Genomic DNA, 20,292 nt, shown 5'->3' on the forward strand with positions numbered 1-20,292 from the left:
GGAGTATGCCATGCGCTGCTGAGCGAGCACGAGGGTGCGGAACGTGAGGAATCCCTTAGGCCCTCTCTGACAAAAGTCTCCGGCGTCACTCAAGGTTGACGTGGGAGCATGCGGCTGTGACAACGGGGATATCGCAGACACGACAGGTGCGCAGGCCGGGGTGGGTCAGGCCGCGCACCGCGATCATGGTGGCGGGCGCGCTGGTCTTCGCCGTGCTGCTCTACTTCCAGGGCACCCACTCGAAGGTCGACCCGGTGCACCTGGTGCTGAGCGCCGATCCGGGCTGGTCGCTGCTCGCGCTGCTGGCGATGGCGGCCAGCTACCCGGCGGCGACCATCGGGTTCCTCGGGTTCGTGCCGGAGCGGATCGGCTTCGTGCGGGCGGCGCTGGCCCAGCTCGCCGGCTCCTTCGTGAAGCTGGTCGCGCCCGGCGGCTTCGGCGGGCTGGCGCTCAACACCCGGCTGCTGCTGCGGGCCGGGATCGCGCCTGGCCCGGCGGCCTCCAGCGTCGGGGCCGGGCAACTGCTCGGGCTGGTGCTGCACATGGCGCAGCTGGCCGTCTTCCTCTGGCTCACCGGTTTCCAGCCGGGCCACCACGCGAACGGCGTCGGCGAGCTGATCGCGCTGGCCGGCGCCGGGCTGCTGGGCGCGTCGGCCCTCGCGCTACTGGCGGTGCCCGGACCGCGGCGCTGGGCGCTGGCCCGGCTGCGGCCGTTGACCGAGGGCTCGCTGCGCCGGCTGCGGGACCTGGCGCGCCACCCGGGCCGACTGGCCGGCGGGGTGCTCGGGCAGCTGGTGATCTCGATGACCATGGTGAGCTGCCTCTACTGCTGCGTGCGGGCCACCGGCCTGGCCGCGAGCTTCGCCGCCGTGGCGGTCGCCTACCTGCTCGGCAACGCGCTGGGCTCGGTGACGCCGACGCCGGGCGGCGTGGTCGGAGTGGAGGTCACCACCGCGGCCCTGCTGTCGGCCACCACCGGGATCGGCAACGCGCAGGCGTACGCGCCGGTGGTGCTGTTCCGGCTGATCACGCTGCTGCTGCCGGTCCTGCCGGGCTGGGCCGCCTTCGGGCTGCTGCAACGCCGCAAGGCGCTCTGAGTCAACTTTTCGCGCTCCCGGTGCCGCAGGATGGCTGACAGAACGTCAGCCACCCCCGAGGGAGAACGCATGACCACCGAGTACGACGTCATCGTGCTGGGCGCCGGGCCGACCGGCGAGAACCTGGCCGCCCGGACCCGGGCCGCCGGGCTGAGCACCGCCCTGGTGGAGAGCGAGCTGGTCGGCGGCGAGTGCTCGTACTGGGCCTGCATGCCGAGCAAGGCGCTGCTGCGCCCGCCGGCCGCGCTCGCCGCCGCCCGCGCGGTGGCCGGCTCCCGCGAGGCCGCCACCGGGCGGTTGGACGCGGCGGCCGTGCTGGCCCGCCGGGACTCCTTCGCCTCGCACTGGAAGGACGACGGGCAGGCCGCCTGGGTGGCCGGGACCGGCGCCGAGCTGGTGCGCGGCGAGGGCCGGCTGGACGGCGTGCGGCGAGTGCTGGTGCGCACCCCGGAGGGCGGCGAGCGGGTGCTGACCGCCCGGCACGCGGTCGCGGTCTGCACCGGCTCCCGGGCCGTGCTGCCCGCCGGGGTCCCCGGGCTGGCCGCCGCCCGGCCGTGGACCAGCCGGGAGGCGACCAGCGCCAAGGCCGCACCGGACCGGCTGCTGGTGGTGGGCGGCGGGGTGGTCGGGGTCGAGATGGCGACGGCCTGGCAGGCGCTCGGCTCCCGGGTCACCCTGCTGGTCCGCGGCGGCGGCCTGCTGCCGCGGCTGGAGCCGTTCGCGGGCGAGTTGGTGGCGGCCGGGCTGCGCGCGGCGGGCGTCACGGTGCGCCTGGGCGCGCAGGTGGCGGCGGTCGAGCGGGACGGCGCGGTGGTGACCGTCCGGCTCGACGACGGCACCGAGCTGGCCGCCGAGGAACTGCTCTACGCCACCGGCCGGGCGCCGCGCACCGAGGGGCTGGGCCTGGGCACCGTCGGCCTGCGCGACGGTGACTGGCTGGCGGTGGACGACCACTGCGCGGTGCGCGGCGTCGAGGGCGACTGGCTGTACGCGGCCGGTGACGTCAACCACCGCGCGCTCCTCACCCACCAGGGCAAGTACCAGAGCCGGATCGCGGGCGCCGCGATCGCCGCGCGGGCGCTGGGGCGGGCCCTCGACCCGGCGCCCTGGGGTCCGCACACGGCCACCGCCGACCTGGCCGCGGTGCCGCAGGTGATCTTCACCGAGCCGGAGGTGGCCGCCGTCGGGCTGTCGGCCGAGGAGGCCCGGCAGGCCGGGTACCGGGTCAAGGTGGTCGACTACGAGCTGGGCCGGGTGGCGGGCGCCTCGCTGGCCGCCGACGACTACCAGGGGCGGGCCCGGATGGTGGTCGACCTGGACCGCCAGGTGCTGCTCGGGGTCACCTTCGCCGGCCCGGGGGTGGGCGAGCTGCTGCACGCGGCCACCGTCGCGGTGGTCGGCCAGGTGCCGATCGACCGGCTCTGGCACGCGGTGCCGGCCTACCCGACGGTCAGCGAGATCTGGCTGCGGCTGCTGGAGACCTACCGGGACTCGGAATAGCCGGGTGGCGGGGGTGGTTGAGCCCGGCATGACTACCGTGGAACTCACCAAGGACAACTTCAACGAGGTCGTCAACACGGACTCGTTCGTCCTGATCGATTTCTGGGCGTCCTGGTGCGGTCCCTGCCGTAGCTTCGCCCCGGTCTACGACAAGGCCGCCGAGGCCCACCCGGACCTCGTCTTCGGCAAGGTCGACACCGAGGCGCAGCAGGAGCTGGCGGCCGCCTTCGACATCACCTCGATCCCGACCCTGGCGATCATCCGGGAGAACGTGATGATCTTCGCGCAGGCGGGCGCGCTGCCGCCGGCCGCGCTGGAGGACCTGATCCAGCAGGCGAAGCAGCTGGACATGGACGAGGTGCGGGCGAAGATCGCCGCAGAGCAGGCGCAGTAGGCACGCTGGCCCGCGCGGGAAGTCGAGTCGGTCGACTTCCCGCGTGGGCCAGCGTGCCAACTCACGGACGGTGACCGGGCGCCCACAGAATGGGCGGATGTTCCCCATGCGCACCGCCGTCGCCGCGGTCTCCGCCCTCGCCCTCGCCGGACTGCTCGCCGCTCCCGCCGACGCGGCGCCGCGGCAGACCCGGGCCGAGGACCAGGTAAACACGTTTTTCAGCCAGTACCGGGACGCCGTACTGGGCCCGAATCCCAGCACGGAGCCCGGCAGAGTCCGGCACGAGTTCCTCACCACGGAGCTCAACAACGAGCTGGACGCGTGGGCCGACTCGCACCAGGCCGACCCGGTCTTCCGCTCCCAAAACGTACCGAACGCCTGGTCGGTGCGGTACGAGGGCAGCGGAGCCGGCCACTCGACGGTGGTCCTCACCGAGCAGTGGGCGGCCGGTGACAGCACCGACGTCTGGTACCAGGTACGTCTGGCCGATCTGGTCATCGACGGGCTCCAGGACCCGCCCGCATAATCGCCTGTCATGCAAGTCACAACCCACCCACCGCCCCCGGCCAACTAACCTGGTGGACGTGCTCATTCTCGTCAGGCGTCGCCACGTGGACCTGCTCCGCGTCACGAGCATGTCCTGTCGCGGCCACCGCTGACCCCGATCCCCTCACCTTCCAGGACCCCGGCACCGGGGGCGCCGCGCCATCACCCGCCGCGTCCCCGGTCCACCCGGCCACCGCCGGGAGCAGCCGGGCCGAACCCAGCGGATGTCACCCTCATGTCGCAGCAGCACATAGCCACCCCCGCCGCCGGCCTGCCGGTGATCGACCTCTCCGCCGCCTCCGGGACCCCCGAGCAGCGGGCCGCGTTCCAGGCCGAGCTGAACCGGGCCGCCACCGAGGTCGGCTTCTTCCATCTGACCGGCCACGGCGTCACCGAGCGCGAGACCGCCGAACTCACCGAGGCGATGCACGCCTTCTTCGCCCTCCCGGAAGCCGAGCGGCTGGCCATCAGCAACCTCAACTCCCCGCACTTCCGCGGCTACACGCGCACCGGCACCGAGCGCACCCAGGGCCGCAGCGACTGGCGCGACCAGATCGACATCGGGGCCGAGCTGCCCGAGCACCGCCCCGCCCCCGGCGAGCCGGACTACTGGTGGCTGGAGGGGCCCAACCAGTGGCCCAAGGGGCTGCCCGAGCTGCGCGAGGCCTCGCTGCACTGGATCGAGCGGCTGAGCGGTATCGCCGAGCGCCTGCTGCACGAGCTGCTGGCCGCGATCGGCGCCCCCGCCGACTTCTACGACGACGCCTTCGCCGGCCACCCGCACCTGCGCCTCAAGCTGGTGCGCTACCCCGGCAGCGCCCCCGACGGCACCGGCCAAGGGGTCGGCGCGCACAAGGACTACGGCTTCCTCACCCTGCTGCTGACCGACGGCGTGCCCGGGCTGCAGGTGGAGATGCCCGACGGCGACTTCCTGGACGTGCCCTCGATGCCGGGCGCCTTCGTGGTCAACCTCGGCGAGCTGCTGGAGGTCGCCACCGACGGCTACCTGAAGGCCACCAACCACCGCGTGGTCAGCCCGCCCGGCGGCCGCGAGCGCTACTCGGTGCCGTTCTTCTACAACCCGCGCCTGGACGCCCACATCGCGCCGCTGGAGTTCCCGCACGCCCACCACGCCCCCGGCGCGACCGAGGACCCGGCCAACCCGCTCTACGCCGAGTTCGGCCGCAACGAGCTGAAGGGCTACCTGCGCGCCCACCCCGAGGTCGCCAGGCGCCACCACGCGCAGCTGGTGGGCTGACGGTGCCTCAGCACGGCGGTTGACCGCTGTGGCCGTCGCCGATCCGCCGGGTGGCCTGTGCCACGGCCACCCGGCGGAGCCGGTGCGTAGAATCGCGGCCATGCCGCAGCAGGCTCACATCCCGCCGACCACGATCAGCCGCGACGGCATCCCGTCTTCGAAAGCCTCGGGTACAATCCACGATTCGCGCGACAGCGGACAGCGGACAGCGGACAGCGGACAGCGGACAGCGGACAGCGGACAGCGGACAGCGGACAGCGGACAGCGGACAGCGGACAGCGGACAGCGGACAGCGGACAGCGGACAGCGGACCGTGCTCTTCGCGGTTCGCTCGGCGGGCGCCTTGCATCGGCTGCTGGATGTGCTGCCGGCCTTCGAGGGTGACGAACGCATCGTCTGCCGCTTCACGCTGGTCCCGGGTTCCGACTTCGACGTGGACGCGCTGGCCGCCGTGGAGCGATCGGGCATCCGTTCGGTCAGCTGGACCGAAGCCCGCCGCCGCGCGCACGACCTGATTCTGGCCGCCAGCCCGAAGGGCGCGCTGCGGGTGCTCTCCGGGCCACGCGTGCTGCTTCCTCATGGCGCGGGGTTCAACAAGGCGATCCCGCATGAGGGTTCACCGCGGCTCCCGTCCGGGCTCGACCCCAGCTACCTGCTCGCCGACGGCCGACCCTGGGTCAATCTGCACGCGCTGGCCCACGAGAGCCAGCTCGGCAGGCTCGCCGAGTCCTGTCCGCCGGCGGCGGCCCGAGCGAGGGTGGTAGGGGATCCGACGCTGGACCGAGTGCTCGCCTCGGTCCCGCACCGCGAGGAGTACCGCGCCGCCCTGGGCACCGGCGAACGCCGGCTCATCGCGCTCACCTCGACCTGGGGTCCGGAGTCGCTGCTGGCCCGGCGGCCGCGGCTGCCCGCCGCGCTGGTCGGTGGCCTGCCCCACGACGCCTACCAGGTGGCCCTGCTCCTCCACCCCAACGAGCACAGCAGGATCGGCACCTTCGACCTCTCCCGGCACCTCGCACCCGCGCTGGCGGCAGGCCTGGTCCTGGCCGGGCCCTACCAGGAGTGGGCCGCGCTCCTGGTCGCCTGCGACGCGGTGATCACCGACCACGGCTCAACCGCCCTGTACGCGGCGGCACTCGGCCGGCCGCTGATCGGTGCGTACGACGGCGGACAGGAGTTGATCGCGGGCAGTCCGATGGCCGACGTACTCGCGCAGGCACCCTGGTTGGCCGATCCGGCCGGCCCCGCCGAGCTGACCGACGCCCTGACCGACGCCCTGACCGAGGCGCGGCTGCGGGACTCCCGCCCGTTCGCCGCAACGGCGTTCGCCCTGCCGGGCGAGTCGCTGCCGCGCCTGCACCACGAGCTCTACCGGCTGCTGGAGCTGCCGCCCCGCTCCCGGCCGGCCCACCCGCACCCGTTCCCGGCCCCCGGCGGACCGGCCCGGCACCCCACGGCGTACGCGGTGCGGGCCGAGGTGACGGGGCAGCGGGTCCGCGTCGAGCGGTTCCCCGCGTTCGCCCCCGGTCCGGCGCATCATCTGGCCGCCGAGTCCCCGGCGGCCGACCCGCGGCAGCAGCAGAGCGCGGCGGTGCTCTGGCGCCGGGCCGCTGCGGGCCCGCACCCCCCGCACAGCAGCAGCTGGACCGCGGGCGGTTGGACGGCGCGGATGCTGGACGAGGCGCCGGGACGCCGGACCGTCGCCGCGATCCTCACGCCGGAGCGCTGCCTGGTCAGACATCGCTCCGGCGCGGTGCTCAGTGTCCGCGTCGAGCCGTGCACGCTGGACGGCCGGGTGCTGCGGGTCGACCCGGCGGCAGCGGTCTCGGCGGTCCACGCCTGGCTCGGCAGCACCGCCGAGTGGCCCGGACCCACCACGCTGACCTGCGAGTTCGGCCCGCTCACCGTCCGGGTCGAGCTGACCGAGGCCGACGACGCGGACCTCGGCTACGAAATCTGATCGGTGCTGCTGCCGGGCAACGCGCCGGAGCGTTCGGCCAGCAGCCGCGCCGCTGTCCGGTGCTCCTCGGCCTCGGCGCCGCGGCCCGCCTGCTCGGCGAGGTCGGCCAGCTCCGTCAGAACGCGTACCTCGTCGGTGGTCGACCCCCGTTGCCGCGCGTTCGCCAGGGCCGAGCGGGAGAGCACGACCGCCTCCTCCAGGCGTCCGACCCGCCGCAGGACACGGCCGAGTTCGAACCCGGTCCGCGCGGTCATCCGCTCCCGCTCCTGTTCCTGTGCCATCCGGTGGGCCCCGCCCAGGAGTTCGACCGCGCGGTCGAACTCGCCCGTGGCGAGCGCGGCACGGCCGAGCAGATAGGTCTGGAGCAGCACGCCGTACGCGTTCCCGATCGCCTCGTGCTCCTGCCGGGAGGCCTCGAAGTCCGCTGCCGCGCCGGCCCAGTCGCCCTGGACGGACTTCAGGATGCCGCGGAACTCCACCGCCGACGCCTTCAGCTTGCGCTCCTGCGTGGAGTCGCCGAGGGCAGAAGCGGTGTTCAGCGCCTGGCGCAACTGCTCGGCCGCCTCCGGGTAGCGGGCCTGCTCCCACAGCGGCCTGGCCAGCTGGCAGCGCAGCCGCACCACCGCCGCCAGGTGCTCGGCCCGCTCGGCGGCGGCCACACCGGTGGTGAAGGCATCCGTGACGTCGGCGTAGTGCTGGTGGTCGAGGAAGTGAGTCCACAGCGGCTCGCACAGTGCCCAGGCATCGTCGTGGCGCCCGGCGTCGAAGGCGAGTCGGACACAGCCGTAGAGGGCGAGCCGCTGGCCCTCCAGCCAGCGCAGCGCCTCCGGCTTGGCGGTGAATTCCACGTCGGCCACGCCCGCGACGGGCGGTTCGACCGCCGCCAGGGTCAGCCGCGCGCCGGCCGCCAGCAGGTCGGCCCGCGCGGCCTGGCGGCGGTACCAGCGGATCAGCCGGCCCCGTGCCTCGGCCGTCCGCGCCCCGTCGGCGTCCGCCTCGCGGGAGCGGCGGACGGCGTGCCCGCGCAGCAGCTCGTGCATCCGGTAGCCCTCGGGCCGGTTCTCCAGCAGACCCGCCGCCTCCAGCTCCTCCAGCGCGTCCTCGGCCGGCAGCAGCGAGCCGCCCAGCAGCGCGGCGGCGGCGGGGGCCGAGACGACCGGTGCGGGGAACTGCGGCAACAGGCGGTACAGCAGCGCGGCCTCGGGGCCCAGCGAGGCGTACGCGGCATCCCACACGGCCTCGACCATCGGGATCCCCTTCCCGTGCAGCTCCGCGGTGAGCTCGGCGACCAGCCGGGTCAGGCTGCGGCGGCGGTACCTGCGGACCCACTGGCCGGCCACCTGGAGCGCCGCGGGCAGCCCGCCGCACCCTCGGACCAGCTCCAGCAGGGCATCCGGCTCGGCCGCCAGCCGCGGATCGTCGACGATGTGCCGCAGCAGCCGGGTGGCGTCCTGCGGCGCCAGCGGGCTCATCGGCACCTCGACCGCGGCAACGCCGTCGAGGTCGTAGAGCGGCCCCTGGCTGGTCACGATCGCCAGACTCGCCGCCGAGGAGGGAAGGAGCGCCGCGACCTCGGCACCGTAGCGGGCGTTGTCGATCACCACGAGCAGCCGCTTGTCCCGGGTGCGGGTCCAGTACTGCTTCGAGCGGCCCGCGAAGGAGCGCTCCAGCCAGCCCGGATCGACCCCCAGGTCGGTCAGCAGTTGGGCGACCGCGTCAGCGACCTCCACCACACCCTCGCGGCGCAGGTCGTCGAGGTCGACGTACAGCACCCCGTCCGGGAACCTCTCGCTGAGGCGCCGGGCGACCTGGAACCCGAGCGCGGTCTTTCCGATCCCGCCGATCCCGGTCAACGCGACCACCAGCGGCCCGTCCGGACCGCGATGGCTCTCGGCGGCCCGCAGGATCCGCTCCTGCTCAGCCGTTCGATCCGCGAAGTACGCTGGAGCGGGCGGAAGTTGGAAAGGAACCGGAAGGACGGGGGCGGGCGCCGCGTGCACATGGTGATGGACCTCGCCGATCCGCCGGGCCTGGAAGACCGCCCCCACCTGCGCGTGCCCGTCCACCCTGTTGTACGTCTCCTCAGCCACGGGCCAACCCTACGCCCCGGTGGACCGCTTGACGGGTAGGCAGGCGCCGGTTCACCGCACGGGTCCGACCATCCGCTCGCACTCCTGGACCGAGCGGATGGTCACACTGCTACTGTCACAGCAGGACTGTCCCACCAGGAGCCCCACCGTGCTGCGTCTGACCGTCGACGAACTCGCCGCCCGCGCCGGGGTGACCGTGCGGACCCTGCGCTTCTACAGCAGTCGCGGCCTGCTGCCGCCGCCGCAGCTGGGACCGCGCCGGGTCGGCCTGTACGGGGCCGAGCACCTGGACCGCCTGGAGCTGATCGAGGAGTTGCAGCGCCTCGGGCTCACCCTCGCCGCGATCGACCGCTACCTGGACCAACTCCCGTCCGACATCAGCGCCCTGGACCTGGCCATCCACCGGGCGCTGATCGCCGTCTGGGCCCCCGAGACCGCCGAGCAGGCCACCGCCGAGCAGCTCTCCCGCCGGGTCGGCCGCACCCTCTCCGAAGCCGACCTGGACCAACTGGTCGCCATGGGCGCACTCCAACGCACCGAGCAGGACGGGGAGCTCCTGGTCGACCCGGGCCTGCTTCCGCTGGGCGCCCGGGTGTTGGACCTGCCGATCCCGCTGGAGACCATCGTCGCCACCCGCGCCGTGGTCCGCCTGCACAGCCAGGCCACCGCCCGCGAACTGCACCGCCTCTTCCGCGAGACCGTCTGGAAGCCCTTCCGCGAGAGCGGCGCCGACGAGGCCGAGGTCGACCGGATGCGCGAGCAGGCCGGCCAGATCGAACCCCTGCTGACCCAGGCCCTGGTGACCGCCTTCCACCGCTCGCTCGCCGAGCAGCTGGCGGCGGGGGGCCAGCCGGAGGGCGGTTGACGCCGGCCAGTTCGAACACGCCGGGACCGGGCCCGACCATCGGACCGACAGCGATTGACGGTGCGTCAGCCGGCTTTGTACGCTACGTGACAGTGCGGCCACGCGTTCGGACCTCTGGAGGAGTGATGAGCCAGCCCTGGGAGGCGGATCCCACCGCCGTACTGACCCGCCGCCTGGGCAAGTCGCCGACCGAGCTGGGCACCACCGGGGGCCGGGACGGCTGCCCCGACATCTGGGAGCTCGACAACGGCGACATCGCCGTCATCGGACGGGATCTGACTGCGGCCTACCCGGCCGGCCTGCCATCGGACCTGGTCATCGGCCCAGGCGAGCGCCTCGTCGTCATCCCGCGGGTCACCCTGCTCGCCGCGAAGGCGGCCCTGCCGGATGCGTGACCTCCTCACCGCTTCGCCGGGTGCACGGCTCGCCCTCGACGCCTATCGAGCCGACTTCCGCAAGCGCGACTTCGCGGTCGACGGCTACGACTCGTGGAAGCTGGAGCGCCGCCAGCACTTCGAGGAGCCCGAGGACACCAGTTGGCGGGCCTACGTCGAAGGCGACTGGGCGCAGGCGCTGCAGCTGATCGAGGCCAGGCGTGCCGACCTGCTCCAGCTCTCCCGCGAGGCAGCCGACCACGGCTGTCGGCTACTGCGGGTGCGCGTCGTCGAGTTCCCGATCAGCGCGTATCTCACCTGGGAGCTACACCTCCTGCGACTACGCGCCGAATGCGGGGAGTTGATCCGCATTGTCGGCCCCGGGCAACTCGCCCCGTACGAACGTGGCGGGTCGCTTCCCGAACTGATCACGCTGGGACCGGACACCGTCTACGACATCTCGTACGACGCGGCCGGCCTCGCCGACGGCGCCACCCGCTACACCGACCGCACGACCAGGGAGCGGGTCGCCCGGTTCATCGCCCACCTCTACGAACAGGGCGAGGACATCGCCGACTTCATGACCCGCGAAGCCGCCGGCCTGTCACCGGCGGAGCGCTGAGCGGTGGGACGAGGAGAGGCAGCCGAGGGCTCTTCGGGCAGCACGAGTTCATCGCTCTCCGGATCTGCCGGCCATGTCGTGCAGGCCCGGGACATCAAGGGACCGGTTCACTTCCACGCGGCCTCGCCCACCACCCGGCACAGCGAACCCGTGCCTTGGCAACTGCCCACGGATGTAGGCGGCTTCGTCAACCGGACGGCGGAGCAGGAGGCCCTGGACCGGCTGCTGGTCGAGCATCCGCCCGCGGCCCAGGTCCTGGTGATCACCGGGACGGCTGGAGTCGGCAAGACCTCCCTGGCACTGCACTGGGCGCACGCCGTCCACGGGCACTTCCCGGACGGGCAGTTGTACGCGAACCTGCACGGCCACGATCCGCACGCACCCGTGGCTCCCGTACAGGTCCTTGACCGCTTCCTGCGCACCCTTGGCCCCCCAGCCGCCGCGATCCCCACCGACCTTGAAGCCATGGCCTCGAGCTATCGAACCCTGCTGGCCGGCCGCCGCATGCTGATCGTGCTCGACAACGCCTCCAGTGCCGCCCAGGTCCGCCCGCTCCTGCCCGGCGGCCCCGGCTGTCTGGTCGTGGTGACCAGCCGCCATCGCCTCTCCGGCCTGAGCGTGCGGGAGGGTGCCCGCCACCTGACCCTGGAGGTCCTGGCGGAGCACGACGCCGTCGAACTCCTGCGGACAGTGACGGCGGACTACCGCAGCGGGGACGACCCGGCTGAACTCGCCCAGTTGGCGCGGCTCTGCGCCCGACTCCCGCTGGCGCTGCGGATCGCGGCCGAACGCGCCGCCTGCCGTCCACGCATGCTGCTGGACGACCTGATCCAGGACCTGCGGGATGAATCCAGCCTCTGGGACGCGCTCTCCGGCGAGGACGAGGAGGAATCGGAGGCCGTTCGCTCGGTCTTCGCCTGGTCCTACCGAGCCCTGCCAACCGACGCCGCGCGGCTGTTCCGGATGCTCGGCCTGCACCCCACCGGCGAGTTCAGCACCTCGGCCGCCGCCGCACTCACCTCAGCGAGTACCCGGCAGACCCGCCGTCTGCTGGACGGACTCGCCGCGACTCACCTGGTCGAGCAGAGCGCTGCGGACCGCTACCGCTTCCATGACCTGCTGCGTGCCTACGCCGTCGACCAGGCGCGCAGCGAGCAAGCGCCGCAGGAGAGCGAGCGAGCCGTTCGGCGGGTGCTCGGCTGGTACCTGCACGCAGCCGACGCGGCCCAGGCACTCATGGCTCCGAATGAGCCCCGGGTTCCGCTGGATCCCGTCGAACTGACGCCGGAGCCGCCGGTGTTCGGCGACGAAGCGAGCGCGCTGCAGTGGTTCGAGGTGGAACACGAGAACCTGGTGGCTGCCACCCGGACCGCAACCACCATGGGCCTGGACGACGTCGCCTGGCGACTCGCCGTCGTGCTGCGCGCCTTCTACATGATCCGCAATCCCTTCCAGGACTGGCTCGCGACCTCACAGTTGGGCTTGGCAGCCGCCCAGCGCGACGCCGACCGCCACGGCCAGGCGGAGCTGCACGAGAGCCTCGGCATGGCGTACACCCAGTCGAACCACCTCGACCTGGCAGCCGAGCACTACCAGGCGGCGCTGGCGTTCCGCAGGGAGCTCGGCGGCTCCTTCGGCGAGGCCCTGACCCTCAACGGACTTGGCCTCGTGGAGCTGCGTCGCCGTCGGCCGGCCTTCGCGCAGGACGTCTTCGAACACAGCGTGGCCCTGTTCCAGGATCTGCACGACGCCTACTGGGAGCCGCGGGTGGCAGTCAACCTCGCCGAGGCTCGGTTGGCGCTCGGACGATCCGCCGACGCCGAGCGACTCGTGCGCGCCGGCCTGGAGACCTTCCGGGAGAAGGGCGACCGTTGGGCCGAGGGCAACGCGTTGCGCGTCCTCAGCGAGATCCAGCTCGAAGCCCGTCGCGAGAACGAGGCGTTGGACAGTGCACTGAGTGCGGTCGACCTCGCACTTGAGCTGAACAACTCGGTCGCAGAAGGCCATTGGCTGACCCAGCTCGGACACGCCCAACGCGCCACTGGCCGAGCGGCCGACGCGCTGACCTCCTACCACCGCGCAGCCACCCTGCAGCGACGTCTCGCGGACCGCAGCCGCGAAGCTCTGGCCTGGGACGGCACCGGCCAGGCCTACCTCGCCCTCGGCCGAGGCAAGGAAGCAAGCGAGTTCCACCGCCGCGCGCTGGCCGTTCACCGGGAGCTCGGTGACGGGTGGCAATGCGCCGTGGTCCTCTGCCACCTTGCCGACGCCCTGGACAACGGTGATGCGCCCACGGACGTGCAGCGCTACCGGCTGGAAGCACTCGGACTACTGGACGGATTCACCGATCCCGGCGCCGCACGCCTGCGCGAACGGATCACGAGCAGTCTGCAACAGGATATCTGACTGTCCATCAGTCGTCCGCCAGCCAAACCCCTCGTGGTGGCACGGGGACCGACTCCACGATCCACAGCGGCCCATCCGCGCACTCGAGCCGTACCCCGTCACCGGGACCGGTACGGGATTTGAGCACAGCGACCCACTGGCCATCGACAACGGCCAAGGGGCCAGGGATCGGGAACAACCCGAACCGGAAGGCGCGGATGAGATTGTGGACGTCGCGGCGGCTCGCGGACGTGTCGATGACCGCACTCTGCGGCCCCATGACGCCTTCGTACGTCGCACCTTCCGCACGCTGTGCGGTTCCCGCGCAGCCACGGGCGGCCAATGCCAGCGCCTCGGGGAGAAGCTCGCGGGAGAGGGCCTGGATCCGGGCGAAGACACGGTCGCCGTCCACCTCGTCCGGCAGCCCGATACCACCGCGCTGCACGAGGATCCGACCGGTGTCGAAGTCCTCGTCCATCCAGTGGATCGTCACGCCGGTCTCAGGATCACCGTGCCGGACCGCCCAGTGAATCGGCATCGGCCCACGATGACGCGGCAGCAGCGACGGGTGGATGTTCAGCGCGCCGAGCCGTGGCACGCGAAGGACCTCGGCCGACAGCTTCCACGGAAACCCGTCGCAGACCACGAGGTCAGGCTGATAGCCCGCGAGCGCACGGGCCAGCCCCGCGACGCTGCGCGGCAGCAGCAGGTCCGGCCCAGGCGGCAACTGTGCCAGGACACGGCCGACCGCCGCGCCCGAGGCAGCCGCCGCCGGCTCACCGGGCCGCCTCGGGGCGGCATACACGCAGGCGACCGGCTGATGGCCCGCCGCGACACACGGCTCGAGCAGATTGGCGAACCCCTCGGCGCCATAGGACATCAGAACGACCCGCAAGGGATCCGACACGCTTCCTCCCGCCAGCCGAGAACACCGCGCGTGCAGGATACTTGACGCTCAGTACGCGGCATCGTGCGAGCAGGCGCAGCCCCCGCGCCGTCTCGGCGGCTCCTGCTCCGGCGTCGCCCGCCCGCGCTACCGGTCCCAGGCCGTGCCGAGGGCCAGCAGGCGCTCGCGGTACTCGATGACCTCGACCCACTGCGACGGCCACGCCGCCGCCCCGTGGCACGCGCCGGCGAACGCCCCGGCCAGTGCCGCGATCGAGTCGGAGTCGCCGGAGGAGTAAGCGGCGCGACGCACGGCGGTCACCGGGTCGTCGGGGTACTGGAGGAAGCAGAACAGCGCGGTGGCGAAGGCCTCTTCGGCGATCCATCCGGCGCCGGTGGCCAGGCAGGGGTCGGCGTCCGGATCGGCGGCGGGCAGCGCGGCCTCGACCCGGTCGAGGACGGCCAGGCAGTCCGCCCAGCCACGGGAGATGAAGGAGGTCCGGTCGGGATCCTGGGCGTGTTCGGCCAGATCGCCCAGCCAGTCGGCCCGGTACACCTCCCGGTTCTCCAGCGCGTAGGCGCGCAGCAGCGGCAGCAGGTCGGTCGGCGCCGTGCCCTGGACCAGCAGGTGGACGGCGTGCGCGGTCAGGTCGCTGGCGGCGAGCGCGGTCGGGTGGCCATGGGTCAGGCCCGACTGCAACTGGGCCGCGCCGGAACGCTGTTCGGCGCTCAGCCCCGGGATCAGGCCGATCGGCGCGACTCGCATGTTCGCCCCGCAGCCCTTGGACCCGACCTCGCTGGCCTGCTGCCAGACGCCGCCGCGATCCAGGGCCTCGCAGGCCCGCAGGCAGGTGGCGCCGGGGGCCCGGTTGTTCTCCGGCGAGTGGTACCAGGCCAGGAAGTGCTCCCGCACCGGCGGTTCCATCCGCTCGGCGGTGAACGGGCCGGTCAGGAGCACCGGTTGCAGTACCTCTTGCAGGGCCTCGCCGAGCGCGAGCGTCATCTGGGTGTCGTCGGTGACGTAGGCCGTGCCCGAGGAGACCGGGAGCGGGAGGGAGCGCCAGGGCCCGAACTTCGCCTCGATCTGCGCGAGGGTGTTGAACTCGGCGGGGAAGCCCATGGCATCCCCGATGGCCAGCCCCAGCAGTGTTCCAGTCGCGCGTGTCATCCCGTAGCCCCCGTCTCGTCGTTCCGGCCCGCCGATCCTATGCCGACCGCGCGGACCACCTCGGCTGCCGGGAATCGGCCGCCGACACGGTGAGCGGGCTGGCCGGGACCTACGTCGACGGCCTGGCCGTGGGTCCCGACGGTCACACCCTGTACGTGACCGACACCAACCTCGGGACGAACGTCGAAAACCTGCAGATCATCAACAACTGACCCGTCAGCCGGGCCACCCAGGCGTCGAACGAGCCCGGAGTCATCGTCGAGCCGCCCACTGATTCTTGACGCGCAGTCAGCTCAACCGCAAGTAGCTGCCCGGCGCGCGTGGCGACAACGGCTCTCGGCGCGCCCGAGCGATCACAATTGGGGCGCGGTGCCCGTTCGGGCCGCACCCACCGGAATCCACGCCTTGGGAGTACGCAGCGATGGAAATGAACCTCACCGGCAAGGTCGCCGTCGTCACAGGTGCGAGCAAGGGCATCGGGCTGGCCGTCGCGGAGGCGATGGCGCTCGAGGGGGCGCGGGTGGTGGCCGGGAGCCGCACCGAGACGGCGGAGCTCGCCGCGCTCCGCGAGCGGTACGGGGTCCGCGTCGTTGCGGTTGATCTGGCCGGCGTGGACGGGCCAGCGCAGTTGGTCCGGGCTGCGGCCGAGCAGTACGGCGGGGTCGACGTTCTCGTCAACAACCTCGGCGCCACCAGTGCGCGCTCCGGCTTCCTGGACGTCGAGGACGACCAGTGGCAACGGATCTTCGAGCTGACCTTCTTCAGTGCGGTGCGAGCCAGTCGCGCCGCACTGCCGCACCTGCTCGACGGCGGCGGCGCGATCGTCAACGTCAGTTCGATCAACGCCCGGCTGCCGTTCCCCTCCGTCGTGGACTACTCCGCGGCCAAGGCCGCGCTGAGCAACCTCACCAAGGCCCTCTCCGAGGAGTTCGCTCCCCAGGGGGTGCGGGTCAACGCGGTGGCCCCGGGTCCGGTCCGCACCCCGTTCTGGACCGCGCCGGGCGGCTTCGCCGAGGCCGTCGCGGGCGACTCGGGCAGCAGCACCGAGGACGTTCTGGACAAGGTGCTCCCCCGCGAGATGGCGATCTCCACCGGACGGGTCACCGAGCCACAGGAGATCGCCGACCTGGTGCTCTTCCTCGCCTCGCCACGCGCCGCCAACATCACCGGTGCCGAATTCGTCATCGACGGCGGGCAGATCAAGAGCACCTGACCGGGCATCGGGCCGCCGAGCGGGCGTGATGGATCAGAGGAGGTGGTCGGCCTTGCCCGCCTTGATGTCCAGGATCAGGGCGCGCAGGGCCTCGAGGGAGTCGGTGATGGGGCGGTCCTCCTGGCCGACGACGGCGATGTAGGCGTTGCCGCCGGTGTCGGTACCCAGGCGGAAGCATGAATTGCCCTCGCCGCAGAACGGATCTTCCCAGGTGATGGCGGGCATCGCACTCCCCTCGAAGGCGGCCAGGGCAACGTTGAACCACCGCCCTGGCCGAGGTGACCTACAGCAGATGGTCGGCCTTGCCAGCCTTGATGTCCAGGATCAGGGTGCGCAAGGCCTCGAGAGAATCGGTGATCGGGCGGTCCTCCTGGCCGACGACGGCGATGTACGCGTTGCCGGAGGTGTCGGTACCCAGGCGGAAGCAGTTGTTGCCCTCCGCGCAGAAGGGATCTTCCCAAGTGATCTGAGGCACTGGTCTCCTAAAGTTGGCGGGCGATGGCGTGGATGAAGTCCCGCGACTTCTCGGGCGTCAGTGCAGCCTCATCCATCCAGTCAAGATGTGCACGGTATTTGGCGAGCTGGGCCTCGGCATGGGTGAACTCCGGTCCGTGGGCGGAGTCCAACTGCACAGTGTCGAGTTGAGGGACACTGCCCTCGGCGTAGAGAAGCGCGTGACCGGCGCCAGGGAAGGCACCTCCGGCTACAGGGATGACGCGCAGGATGATGTTCTCTCGCTCTGACGTGGCACAGAGATGATCGAGTTGAGCCTGGGTCACCTTCCGGCCTCCGAACTGCATACGAAGAGCCGCCTCGTGCACGAATCCGATGTAGGGGCGCGCGAAGGGCGCTTCAAGCACGCGTTGGCGCTCCAAGCGGTGGTTCACGCGCAGCTCGACCTCCAGCCTCGACATCGGCGGGAGTCCGGCACTGAAGACGGTCCGGGCGTAGTCCTCGGTGTGGAGAAGACCTGGCAGATGAACAGTCTGCGCGGTGAGCAGCCGCGTTGCGTTCCACTCAAGTTCGGCGATGTCGAGCAAACCCTGTGGGAGGGTCCCTCGATACTGCTCCCACCAGCCACGCTCTGACTTGTCGGCCATCGTCACCAGGGCATCGACATAACCAGCTTCCGAACAGGCGTAGTTGCTGGCCAGGGTCCGCACTCGGTCGGGCCCGATGGCACGAGTGCCCGACTCCATGTTGGAGATTCTCGTACGGTCGATGCCCAGCAGGCCCGCCGCATAGTCGGTGCTCGCACCTGCCGCAAGGCGGAGTTTACGCAGTTCGGCGCCCAGGCGCTTCTGGCGCTCCGTGGGTGTTGGTCGCGTCGGCATGCGGTCCTCTCTGGCGTGGGCTGGCCTCAGTCTGCCGCGTTCGACGGTCCACGGTCCACCTCGATAGGGGTAATTGCACCCTGAGCTGATGGCTTTCTGCACCGCAGCACGCTAGCTTCAAGTAGCACGCAGATCACAGAAGGCAACCGCCGGAAGTGCACCGCGCGAGCATGCCCACCTTCCCTGGAACGGCCATGCCCGCGCCCAGGGAGGCAAGCCACCGGCGCCGCCGTGTCAACCACCGCACACCCGCGAGGAGTCAGCCATGCCTGGAATCCCGCTCCCCTCCCCTGCCAACGCCCCCACGGCGCCCACCACCCCCGCCACTCCCACCATCCCCGCCGTCCCGCTGTACTGGCGGTTCCCCGCCCGCCTCGCCTCGGTGCCCCGCGCGCGACAGGCCGTCCGGGACGCGTTGCCGCACCACTGTCCACCCCAACTCTCCTACGAGCTGCGCCTGCTGACCTCCGAGCTGGTCACCAACGCGATCCGCCACGGCGCCCGCCCTGACGAGGACGAGGTGATCGAACTGGTCTTCTGGACCGCCGACGGCCACTACTGGCTCGCGGTCTCCGACCCCAGCTCCACCCGCCTCACGCCGACCCCCAACTCTCCCGGCCCGCAAGCCTGCAGCGGGCGCGGCCTGCTGCTGGTCGACGCGCTCTGCGACGCCTGGGGCGTCCTCCCCCGCCGCACGCGCGGCAAGTCGGTCATCGCGGGGATCCGTACGTCCTGACAAAGCCTGCGAGCGGCCGTCCTGCCTGGAGGGGACAGAACGGCCGCTCGCAGTGCCACAACAGACTCGTTCCGGTGATATCTCAGCTGCCTCAGGGCGGCCACCAGCGATCCACTGCCAGCCCCTGCTGGCCCTCTTGACCAACCGCCGGCTCTGCACGACGGTGGCGCAGACTCACCCGGCCAGCTTCTTATGGGAGGGCGCTCGACGATGCAGAACGTGACGGACACTTCACGCATCATCAACGCGAAGTCGCAGCCGTCCGACCCCGACATCAGGGCCTGGTGTGCCGCCTGCGGAGCGGACGACCAGGCGGACGACCTGATCGCCACCGCGCGGGCGGTCGAGTCGATGTACCTGGAGTGGCGCCGCATCCACCGCGGCGGCATGCGCCGCGTCCAAGAGCAGACCCTGGCGCAGTATGCCGAGATCGCCCTGAACCGCGTCTACGTCTCCAATGTCGTCCCCGGGTTCTTCCAGACCGTTCCCTACGCCACCGCGCTGCTGAAGGCCATCACGCGATTCCAAGGAACCCCCGACGATGTCGCCGAAGCGGTCGCCGCCCGCGTCGCGCGCAGCCGCTACCTGTACGAGGGCAATCACCGCTTCGTCGTGGTCCTGGAGGAGGCCGTCCTGCGCAACCGCATCGGCACCCCCGCGACCATGCGTGGCCAGCTCCAGCACCTGCTCACGGTGCTGCCGCTGCCCTCGGTCGCCCTCGGCATCATCCCCACCGGAGCCGAGCGCACCATGTGGCCGTTGGAAGCGTTCTACTTGCAGGACAGCAGTGCAGCCGTGGTGGAAACGCTGACCGCTGAGATCAACGTGGTACAGCCACGCGAACTCGCCGACTACGCACGGGCGTTCGACGAGCTGGCGCGGATGGCTGTCTATGGCCGAGCCGCCAGCAGATGGCCTGCGGTCGGGGCTGTGCTGTTTCCGCTCCCTCGACGCATGAGGGTTCGTCATTATCCCTGACGCACTGTCGACTTGTCCGAACTTCGTCAATGTCCTGTAGTCCGCTCAGGCAGGGGGGATGATCCCCCTCGTGGGGCGTGTGCCCTGCGAACTCACGGACCGAAAGAGGCGATCTTGAGCGAGACGACGGACAGCCTGCCAGCCCTGGCCGACATCCTGGCGTCCCTGGCGGACGACCCGGCCACATTGGAGCTGGTGGCCTCGTGGGTGGGCAGCGGCCCCAACGAGTCCCTGACGGCAGAGGTGCTCCTGGCCCACATCGACCCCGACCAACTCCAGGCCCTGGCCACTGAGGCGGGCACCAGCCCGCAGGAGGCCGCAACCGAGCTGGCGTCCTCCATCCCCCAGCTCATCGACCTCAGCACACCGCCGCCGACCCAGGAGGCAGAGGCCACCGACGACGCGGGCGCCGTGGCTGTCTTCGCCGCTGCCGTCGACTACCTCTACACCGACGAGATCACCACCGCCGCGTCACAGGACCCCCAGCAGCCCCAGGCGCGCGTGAACGTCATGACGGCGATCGACGCCAACTCCTCCATCGCGAAGATCGACGTCGCGATCAAGGCCGTCACCGACCAGAGGTCCAACCTCGGCGCATTCTCCAACCGCCTGGAGTCCGCGATCCGCAGCAACGACTACGCGGTGGAGAACCTGACCGCCTCCGACGCGCGGATCCGCGACACCGACATGGCCGGCGAGATGGTGCACTTCACGAAGAACAACATCCTGACCCAGGCCTCCCAAGCCATGCTCGCCCAGGCCAACCAGCTCCCCCAAGGCGTCCTCCAACTGCTGCGCTGACACCATCGACCGTGCGTTCGAATCATCCGATGCTGCAGATCTGACTCACAGTCATGGGATGGGGAACCGGCAAGGGCGGCAGTTCC

Annotated in this window: 21 protein-coding genes; 15 read left to right on the forward strand and 6 right to left on the reverse strand. The window is 71.6% G+C overall.

The features are described from left to right. The first annotated feature begins 146 nt into the window (after window positions 1-146). The 6 genes from OG403_RS09085 (at window position 147) to OG403_RS09110 (ending at window position 6,755) form a co-directional block, all read left to right on the forward strand. A complete protein-coding gene (locus OG403_RS09085; protein ID WP_329562982.1) occupies window positions 147-1,097 on the forward strand; it encodes a lysylphosphatidylglycerol synthase transmembrane domain-containing protein in 951 nt (316 codons plus the stop codon). Window positions 1,098-1,166: 69 nt separating this feature from the next. Beyond that, a complete protein-coding gene (locus OG403_RS09090; RefSeq protein ID WP_329562983.1) occupies window positions 1,167-2,597 on the forward strand; it encodes a dihydrolipoyl dehydrogenase family protein in 1,431 nt (476 codons plus the stop codon). A gap of 28 nt (window positions 2,598-2,625) precedes the next feature. Then, a complete protein-coding gene (gene trxA / locus OG403_RS09095) occupies window positions 2,626-2,991 on the forward strand; it encodes a thioredoxin (RefSeq protein ID WP_329562985.1) in 366 nt (121 codons plus the stop codon). 97 nt (window positions 2,992-3,088) lie between these two features. Then, complete coding sequence (locus OG403_RS09100) at window positions 3,089-3,517, forward strand: hypothetical protein (RefSeq protein ID WP_329562986.1); 429 nt, start codon at window positions 3,089-3,091, stop codon at window positions 3,515-3,517. A gap of 255 nt (window positions 3,518-3,772) precedes the next feature. Next, on the forward strand, window positions 3,773-4,795 hold the full coding sequence (locus tag OG403_RS09105) for an isopenicillin N synthase family dioxygenase (protein WP_329562988.1): 1,023 nt from the start codon (window positions 3,773-3,775) through the stop codon (window positions 4,793-4,795). Between the two features lie 313 nt (window positions 4,796-5,108). Next, a complete protein-coding gene (locus OG403_RS09110) occupies window positions 5,109-6,755 on the forward strand; it encodes a translation initiation factor 2 (RefSeq protein ID WP_329562989.1) in 1,647 nt (548 codons plus the stop codon). Here the strand turns inward: OG403_RS09110 and OG403_RS09115 are convergent. Continuing rightward, on the reverse strand, window positions 6,743-8,845 hold the full coding sequence (locus OG403_RS09115) for an NB-ARC domain-containing protein (protein WP_329562992.1): 2,103 nt from the start codon (window positions 8,843-8,845) through the stop codon (window positions 6,743-6,745). The two genes, OG403_RS09110 and OG403_RS09115, sit on opposite strands and share 13 nt — an antisense overlap. 97 nt (window positions 8,846-8,942) lie before the next feature. Here OG403_RS09115 and OG403_RS09120 point away from each other — a divergent pair, with 97 nt between their 5' ends. The 4 genes from OG403_RS09120 (at window position 8,943) to OG403_RS09135 (ending at window position 13,112) form a co-directional block, all read left to right on the forward strand. After that, the gene (locus tag OG403_RS09120) at window positions 8,943-9,710 is read left to right on the forward strand and encodes a MerR family transcriptional regulator (RefSeq protein WP_442910886.1); all 768 of its coding nucleotides are present in this window, start codon (window positions 8,943-8,945) and stop codon (window positions 9,708-9,710) included. 125 nt (window positions 9,711-9,835) lie between these two features. Next, the gene (locus tag OG403_RS09125; protein ID WP_329562996.1) at window positions 9,836-10,105 is read left to right on the forward strand and encodes a hypothetical protein; all 270 of its coding nucleotides are present in this window, start codon (window positions 9,836-9,838) and stop codon (window positions 10,103-10,105) included. Further along, window positions 10,098-10,706, forward strand: coding sequence for a DUF6879 family protein (locus tag OG403_RS09130; protein ID WP_329562997.1), 609 nt, complete (start codon window positions 10,098-10,100; stop codon window positions 10,704-10,706). The genes OG403_RS09125 and OG403_RS09130 overlap by 8 nt, the downstream gene beginning before the upstream one ends. 150 nt (window positions 10,707-10,856) lie before the next feature. Further along, window positions 10,857-13,112 (forward strand): ATP-binding protein, encoded by a 2,256-nt coding sequence (locus OG403_RS09135; RefSeq protein WP_329562999.1) that lies wholly within the window; start codon window positions 10,857-10,859, stop codon window positions 13,110-13,112. Between the two features lie 7 nt (window positions 13,113-13,119). Here the strand turns inward: OG403_RS09135 and OG403_RS09140 are convergent, their stop codons facing one another. Both OG403_RS09140 and OG403_RS09145 read right to left on the reverse strand, forming a co-directional pair. Then, a complete protein-coding gene (locus tag OG403_RS09140; protein WP_329563001.1) occupies window positions 13,120-13,998 on the reverse strand; it encodes a methionyl-tRNA formyltransferase in 879 nt (292 codons plus the stop codon). Between the two features lie 126 nt (window positions 13,999-14,124). Continuing rightward, window positions 14,125-15,144, reverse strand: coding sequence for an ADP-ribosylglycohydrolase family protein (locus tag OG403_RS09145; RefSeq protein ID WP_329563003.1), 1,020 nt, complete (start codon window positions 15,142-15,144; stop codon window positions 14,125-14,127). On the opposite strand from OG403_RS09145, the gene OG403_RS09150 reads away from it, so the two are divergent. Both OG403_RS09150 and OG403_RS09155 read left to right on the forward strand, forming a co-directional pair. Beyond that, on the forward strand, window positions 15,138-15,356 hold the full coding sequence (locus OG403_RS09150) for a hypothetical protein (RefSeq protein WP_329563004.1): 219 nt from the start codon (window positions 15,138-15,140) through the stop codon (window positions 15,354-15,356). The genes OG403_RS09145 and OG403_RS09150 overlap by 7 nt on opposite strands. Window positions 15,357-15,565: 209 nt before the next feature. Further along, window positions 15,566-16,357, forward strand: a complete 792-nt coding sequence (locus tag OG403_RS09155; protein WP_329563006.1) for an SDR family NAD(P)-dependent oxidoreductase — start codon at window positions 15,566-15,568, stop codon at window positions 16,355-16,357. A gap of 33 nt (window positions 16,358-16,390) precedes the next feature. Here OG403_RS09155 and OG403_RS09160 read toward each other — a convergent pair whose 3' ends face one another. Genes OG403_RS09160 through OG403_RS09170 form a run of 3 tightly spaced genes read right to left on the reverse strand, consistent with a single transcriptional unit; the run spans window position 16,391 to window position 17,691 of the window. Next, window positions 16,391-16,582, reverse strand: coding sequence for a hypothetical protein (locus OG403_RS09160; protein ID WP_329563008.1), 192 nt, complete (start codon window positions 16,580-16,582; stop codon window positions 16,391-16,393). 58 nt (window positions 16,583-16,640) lie between these two features. After that, window positions 16,641-16,832, reverse strand: coding sequence for a hypothetical protein (locus OG403_RS09165; protein WP_329563010.1), 192 nt, complete (start codon window positions 16,830-16,832; stop codon window positions 16,641-16,643). A gap of 7 nt (window positions 16,833-16,839) precedes the next feature. Continuing rightward, entirely contained in the window at window positions 16,840-17,691 is an 852-nt protein-coding gene (locus tag OG403_RS09170) for a helix-turn-helix domain-containing protein (RefSeq protein ID WP_329563011.1), read from the reverse strand. A 265-nt stretch (window positions 17,692-17,956) separates the two neighbouring features. Between OG403_RS09170 and OG403_RS09175 the strand changes: the two genes are divergently transcribed. The 3 genes from OG403_RS09175 to OG403_RS09185 all read left to right on the forward strand — a co-directional run bounded on the left by OG403_RS09175 (window position 17,957) and on the right by OG403_RS09185 (window position 20,206). Further along, on the forward strand, window positions 17,957-18,427 hold the full coding sequence (locus OG403_RS09175; protein WP_329563013.1) for an ATP-binding protein: 471 nt from the start codon (window positions 17,957-17,959) through the stop codon (window positions 18,425-18,427). A 210-nt stretch (window positions 18,428-18,637) separates the two neighbouring features. Continuing rightward, complete coding sequence (locus OG403_RS09180) at window positions 18,638-19,405, forward strand: DUF5753 domain-containing protein (protein WP_329563015.1); 768 nt, start codon at window positions 18,638-18,640, stop codon at window positions 19,403-19,405. A 114-nt stretch (window positions 19,406-19,519) separates the two neighbouring features. Further along, on the forward strand, window positions 19,520-20,206 hold the full coding sequence (locus tag OG403_RS09185) for a flagellin (protein ID WP_329563017.1): 687 nt from the start codon (window positions 19,520-19,522) through the stop codon (window positions 20,204-20,206). Window positions 20,207-20,292: the final 86 nt, after the last annotated feature.

Origin of the sequence: Kitasatospora sp. NBC_01266 (genome assembly GCF_036242395.1) — a bacterium.
GTDB lineage: Bacteria > Actinomycetota > Actinomycetes > Streptomycetales > Streptomycetaceae > Kitasatospora.